Annotated in this window: 7 protein-coding genes; all 7 read left to right on the top strand. The window is 66.8% G+C overall.

The window, feature by feature from the left end; translation table 11 throughout:
• Positions 1-36 precede the first annotated feature (36 nt).
• The gene (locus tag V6M63_RS18120; RefSeq protein WP_332744088.1) at positions 37-972 is read left to right on the top strand and encodes a 4-hydroxy-tetrahydrodipicolinate synthase family protein; all 936 of its coding nucleotides are present in this window, start codon (positions 37-39) and stop codon (positions 970-972) included.
• A 16-nt stretch (positions 973-988) separates the two neighbouring features.
• Positions 989-1,768 (top strand): SDR family NAD(P)-dependent oxidoreductase, encoded by a 780-nt coding sequence (locus tag V6M63_RS18115; RefSeq protein ID WP_332744087.1) that lies wholly within the window; start codon positions 989-991, stop codon positions 1,766-1,768.
• Positions 1,769-1,846: 78 nt separating this feature from the next.
• The gene (locus tag V6M63_RS18110; RefSeq protein ID WP_332744085.1) at positions 1,847-2,851 is read left to right on the top strand and encodes a Bug family tripartite tricarboxylate transporter substrate binding protein; all 1,005 of its coding nucleotides are present in this window, start codon (positions 1,847-1,849) and stop codon (positions 2,849-2,851) included.
• Positions 2,852-2,857: 6 nt separating this feature from the next.
• On the top strand, positions 2,858-4,126 hold the full coding sequence (locus V6M63_RS18105; protein ID WP_332744083.1) for a D-amino acid dehydrogenase: 1,269 nt from the start codon (positions 2,858-2,860) through the stop codon (positions 4,124-4,126).
• An 80-nt stretch (positions 4,127-4,206) separates the two neighbouring features.
• A complete protein-coding gene (locus V6M63_RS18100; protein WP_332744081.1) occupies positions 4,207-5,340 on the top strand; it encodes a Re/Si-specific NAD(P)(+) transhydrogenase subunit alpha in 1,134 nt (377 codons plus the stop codon).
• A gap of 32 nt (positions 5,341-5,372) precedes the next feature.
• Positions 5,373-5,702, top strand: coding sequence for an NAD(P) transhydrogenase subunit alpha (locus V6M63_RS18095; RefSeq protein ID WP_332744079.1), 330 nt, complete (start codon positions 5,373-5,375; stop codon positions 5,700-5,702).
• Positions 5,699-6,250: NAD(P)(+) transhydrogenase (Re/Si-specific) subunit beta (locus V6M63_RS18090; RefSeq protein WP_332744077.1), on the top strand; the 552-nt coding region annotated here is incomplete at its 3' end. The genes V6M63_RS18095 and V6M63_RS18090, both read left to right, overlap by 4 nt.

Genomic DNA, 6,250 nt, shown 5'->3' with positions numbered 1-6,250 from the left:
CTGATCACTGTCTCAACTGATAAGGAATGAATGACCATGGCCAAGATGAAAATTGAAGGCTCCTTCGTCGCGCTGATCACCCCGTTCAACCAGGACGGGAGCCCCGACTTCGGTGCCTTTCGCAGCCTGCTGAAGTTCCAGGAAGACCATGGCACCAGCGCGGTGCTGATCATGGGTTCCACCGGTGAGGTGTCCATGCTGTCGCAGAAGGAGCGCGAGACCATCATTGCCGAGACGGCCAGGATGAAGACCGGCAAGATGAAGTTCTTCTACGGCTGCACCGGCAACAACACGCAGACCACCATCGACTACCTGAAGTTCGCCAACGCCAACGGGGCGGACGGTGCGATCCTCGCGGCACCGGCCTATATCTGCGGCCCCGAAGCCGACCTGGAGGACTACTTCCTGGAGGTGGCGGACGCGACCGACCTGCCGCTGGGCCTGTACAACAACCCGCCGCGCGTGAAGACCGACCTGCACTGGGACAACCTGCTGCGCATCTTCAAGCACCCGAACTACGTGGTCCACAAGGAGTCGACCACGCGGGTCGGCCAGGTGGCGCAGGTGCTGCGCGCGCGGCCCGATGTGGCGGTGATGTGCTGCGATTCGCCCAACCTCGGCCTGGTGGTGCCCACCATGAGCCTGGGCGGCCATGGCACCGCCAACATGACCGGCAACATCGCCCCGGCGGAGATCGCCACCATCTCCCGCCCCTGGGCCACGCCCGAGGTGTCGGTGAGCTTCCGCGATGCCTACCTGGGCCTGCTGCCCATGCTGCACTACGCGTACTCGGCCATCAACCCGGTGGCCATCAAGTCGCTGATGCGCGCACTGGGCATGCCGGCTGGCGAACTGCGCAAGCCGCTCAAGGGACTGGAAGGCGAACCCTTGCTCAAGGGCCTGCGCATCGTCAAGGAACTGGAGCTCGACAAGAAATACGGCTGGAGCTCGCCAGTGCTCAAGTCGGTCTGACGCGAAGGCCACCACCATGGATCTGGGAATCGCAGGCAAGACGGCGCTGGTGTTCGGCGGCAGCAAGGGCATGGGGCGCGCGTGCGCGGCGCAGCTCTCGTCCGAGGGCGTGCAGGTGGTGATCGCCGCCCGCACCGCGGCCACCATGGAGCAGGCCGCGGCCGAAATTTCGGCGCAGACCGGCCAGCCGGTGCGCTGGGTGTCGGCCGACATCACGACCGATGCCGGGCGCGACGCCGCGCTGGCGGCCTGCCCGGCGCCCGACATCCTGATCAACAACGCCGACGGCATGTCGCCCGGCGATTTCCGCACCTGGACCGTGGCCGACTGGCACGCGGCGATCGACTCGATGATGCTCGGGCCGATCGAGATGATGCGGCGCACGGTGGACGGCATGATGGAACGCCGCTTCGGGCGCATCGTGAACATCGTCTCGCGCAGCGTCAAGACGCCGCAGCTCGAGCTGGGCCTGTCCAACGGCGCGCGCTCCGGCCTCGTCGGTTTCGTGGCCGGGCTGGCGCGGCAGACCGTGCGGCACAACGTCACCATCAACAACCTGCTGCCCGGCGTGTTCGCCACCGACGCCCAGCGCCACCACATCCTCGGCATGCTGGAGAGCACGGGCAAGACCTTCGAACAGCTGTGGCACGAGCGTGGCACCAACAACCCGGCCGGGCGCTACGGCGAAGCCGCCGAACTCGGCGCGCTGTGCGGCTTCATCTGCTCGGCGCAGGCGGGCTACATCACCGGACAGAACATCCTGATCGACGGGGGTTCGTACCCAGGCACTTTCTGAAAGCCCGAGCCGGCGCAGACCGGCAGCCAGGGGGACAAATTGACTGCATCCTTTTCCATTCCATCTTCAAGGGTCATCATGAAACGTTCCACTCGCCGCCTTTTTGTCCAACACGGCGCCGCCCTGGCTGCCGTCGCCTTGCTGCACGCCCCGCAGGCCGCCGCACAGACCCCCTACCCCAAGGCCCGCCCCATCACCATCGTGGTGCCCCATGCACCCGGTGGTGCGGTGGACGGCGTGGCCCGCACCCTGGCCGAGCGCCTGGCCTCGGAACTCGGGCAAAGCGTGATCGTGGAGAACCGGGCGGGTGCCTCCGGCATGATTGGCGCCGCCTCGGTGGCGCGTGCCGATCCGGACGGCTACACGCTCTACTTCAACGCCTCCATCCATTCGATCAATCCGCTGCTCTACAAGAGCACCATCAAGTACGACGCGGTGAAGGACTTCACCGCCATCGGCATGGTGGCCCAGGGGGCGCTGATCTTCAGCGTCAACCCCCAGGTGCCTGCCAGGACGGTTCAGGAACTGGTGAGCGTGGTGAAGGCGGCGCCGGACAAGTTCAGCTTCGTGACCAGCGGCTACGGCTCGGCGGGTCACCTGGGCGTGGCCCAGTTCCTGTACGAGACGGGCCTGTCCAAGGGGGGCATTCCCATCGTTCTGTACAAGGGCACGGCGCCGGCGATGCAAGACCTGATCGGGGGCCAGGTGCACGCCATGATGGACCCGTTCCTGTCGTCCTTGCCCCATGTGAAGGCGGGCAAGCTGCGTGCGCTGGCGGTGACCGGTGCCGAGCGCAGCCCCTTGCTGCCCGATGTGCCCACCATGCGCGAAGCCGGCCTGAAGGACTTCGAGTTCTATTCGTGGTACGGCCTGTGGGCACCGGCCAGGTTGCCCGCGCCGATTCTCCAGACCCTGGAGGCCGCGACGGCCAAGGCGGCTCAGGATCCGGCGCTCAAGAGCAAGCTCAACGGCCTGGGCTTCGACGTGGCCTACCGCAACGCCGCGGATTTCGACAAGTTCATTGCCAGCGAGATGACCAAGTACCAGGCCATCATCGAAAAGGCCAACATCAAGATCGAATAAGCACCCATGCAAGTCCTGGTGCTCGGGGCCGGCGTCGTCGGCATGGCGACGGCCTACTACCTGTGGCGCGACGGGCACGAGGTGACGGTGGTGGACCGCCAGGCTGGCCCCGGGCTGGAGGCCAGCTACGGCAATGCCGGCGGGCTGTGCCCCAGCTTCGCGGGCCCGTGGGCCGCGCCCGGCATGGTGACCAAGGCGCTCAGGCTGTCGCTGACGCCGCGCTCGCCGATCCGCTTCCGGCCGCAGGCCGATCTCCATCAGTGGACGTGGCTGGTGCGCTGGATGGCCAACTGCAATGTGGAGAGCTTTCGCCGCAACAAGCTGCGCATGCAGCGCGTGGCGCACTACAGCCTGGCCTGCCTGCGCACGCTGGTCGACGAGGCCGGCCTGGACGGCTTCGATTTCCACAGCGATGGCGTGCTGCAGGTGTTCCGCACCCCGGAAGAGCTGGAGCTTGGTCGCCTGTCGGCCCGGGCGCTGGAGGAGCTGGGCATCGCGTGGCGCCTGCTCAGCGCGGGCGAGGTGGACGCGCTGGAGCCGGCGCTGGCGCAACGCAGCGCCCCCATCGCGGGCGCCCTGCACCTGCCGGCCGACGCGTCCGGGGACAGCCACAAGTTTTCGAAAGCGCTGCACCAGCATCTGGCGGCGCGCGGTGTGCGGTTCCTGTTTGATACCACCGTGACGGCGATCGCGCACGAGGCCGATTCCGTCACCGGGGTTCAGGCTGGCTCGCAACGCCTGGTGGCCGACGCCTACGTGGTGGCACTGGGCAGCTTTGCGCCCCGGCTGCTGCGGCCGCTGGGCATCCAGCTGCCGGTGTACCCGCTCAAGGGGTACTCGATCACGGTGCCCGTGCAGGACGACGGCCCCGACTTCCAGACCGCGCTGATGGACGAGCACAACAAGGTCATGATTTCGCGCCTGGGTGGTCGCGTGCGCGCCGCGGGCATGGGTGAACTCGGCGGCTACGACCTGAGCACCGACCCCCAGCAGCGCGACATGCTGGTGAACGTGGTGCGCGAATTCTTCCCGACCGGCCTGGACTTCGATCGTGTGGAATCCTGGGCAGGACTGCGGCCCATGACGCCCGATGGCCCACCCGTGCTGGGCCGCACCCACTGGCCCAATCTGTTCCTGAACAGCGGGCATGGGTCCAATGGCTGGACGCAGGCCTGTGGCACCAGCCGCATCGTGGCGGACCTCATGGCGGGTCGATCGCCCGCCATCGACATGGATGGCTTGACGGGCGAGCGATTCGGCATCACGCCAGCCTGATGTGGGTGCGAGACTAGAATGCGTCCCAGCCCGGAACCCGCGTGCCGCGGGGCAACTGCCCAGATACTGAGGAGACCTTCATGCTGATAGGCGTACCCGCTGAAACGACAGTGGGCGAGACCCGCGTAGCCGTCACACCCGAGACGGCGAAGAAATACGTGGCGCAGGGCCACACGGTTCGCGTTCAATCCGGGGCCGGCGTGGCCGCCAGCGTGACCGACGCGGCGTACACCGCGGTGGGCGCCGAGATCACCGATGCCGCGGGCGCGCTGGGGTGCGATCTGGTGCTCAAGGTGCGCACCCCCTTCGACAACGAGTTGACCCTGATGAAGCCCGGCGCCACCGTGGTCGGCATGCTCAACCCCTTCGATGCCGACGGCCTGCAGCGCATGGCCTCGGCCGGCCTCACCGCCTTTGCACTGGAAGCGGCGCCCCGCACCACCCGTGCGCAAAGCATGGACGTGCTGTCCTCGCAGGCCAACATCGCCGGCTACAAGGCTGTGATGCTGGCGGTCCACCACTACCAGCGCTTCTTCCCCATGCTCATGACGGCGGCGGGCACGGTCAAGGCGGCGCGCGTCGTGATTCTGGGCGTGGGCGTGGCGGGTCTGCAGGCCATTGCCACGGCCAAGCGCCTGGGCGCGGTGATCGAAGCGTCCGACGTGCGCCCGAGCGTGAAGGAACAGGTCGAGTCGTTGGGCGGCAAGTTCATTGACGTGCCGTATGAGACCGCCGAAGAGAAGGAGGCGGCCGAAGGCGTGGGCGGTTATGCCCGGCCGATGCCGCCGAGCTGGCTGGAGCGTCAGAAGATCGAAGTCGCCAAGCGCGTGGCGCTGGCCGATGTGGTCATCTCCACCGCACTGATTCCCGGGCGTGCTGCGCCGGTGCTCATCACCGAAGACATGGTCCGGTCGATGAAGCCTGGCAGCGTGATCGTGGACATCGCCGCCGGCAAGGGCGCCAACGGCGTCGGTGGCAACTGCCCGATCACCGAGACCGACCGCACGGTGGTCAAGCACGGCGTGACCATCGTCGGGGAGACCAACCTGGCCGCCATGGTCGGCGCCGATGCCTCGGCGCTGTACGCGCGCAACGTGCTCGATTTCCTCAAGCTCATCGTCACCAAGGACGGCGCGCTGCACGTGGACATGGAAGACGACATCGTCGCGGCCTGCCTGATGGCGCAGGGCGGTGAAGTGAAACGCAAAAGCTGAACCCAGCGAAGAGACACCAAGGACAAAAGACCATGGAAGCCGTATCCCCCACCGTTCTCAACCTCATCATCTTCGTGCTGGCCATCTACGTGGGCTACCACGTGGTGTGGAACGTCACGCCCGCACTGCACACGCCGCTGATGGCCGTGACCAACGCGATCTCCGCCATCGTGATCGTGGGCGCCATGCTGGCTGCGGCGCTCACCGAGACCAACCTGGGCAAGACCATGGGCGTGCTGGCCGTGGCGCTGGCCGCGGTCAATGTGTTTGGTGGATTCCTCGTCACGCGGCGCATGCTGGAGATGTTCAAGAAGAAAGAACGCAAGGCGCCGGCCGCCGCCGCTGAAGGGGCCGCCAAATGAGCATGAACCTCGTCACGCTGCTGTACCTGATCGCCAGCGTCTTCTTCATTCAGGCCTTGAAGGGCCTGAGCCACCCCACCACTTCCATCCGCGGCAACATCTTCGGCATGACCGGCATGGCCATCGCCATCCTCACCACGGCCGCGCTCATCGTGGAACTCGCCGGCGGCAAGGCCGAAGGCATGGTCTGGGTGCTGGGCGGGCTGCTGGTGGGCGGCACCGTCGGTGCCATCATGGCCAACCGGGTCGAGATGACCAAGATGCCCGAGCTGGTCGCTTTCATGCACAGCATGATCGGCCTGGCCGCGGTCTGCATCGCCGTGGCCGTGGTGGCCGAACCCTGGGCCTTCGGCATCGTCGCCAAGGGCGAGGCCATCCCGGGCGGCAACCGCATCGAACTCGCGCTGGGTGCCTTCATCGGCGCGGTCACCTTCAGCGGCTCGGTGATCGCCTTCGGCAAGCTCTCGGGCAAGTACAAGTTCCGCCTGTTCCAGGGCGCGCCGGTGCAGTTCGCCGGCCAGCACAAGCTCAACCTGCTGCTGGGCCTG

The organism is Hydrogenophaga sp. (genome assembly GCF_036675665.1).
Classification (GTDB): Bacteria; Pseudomonadota; Gammaproteobacteria; order Burkholderiales; family Burkholderiaceae_C; genus Hydrogenophaga.
The sequence above is the reverse complement of the archived record's forward strand: the minus strand, read 5'-3'. Positions and strand labels throughout refer to the sequence as shown.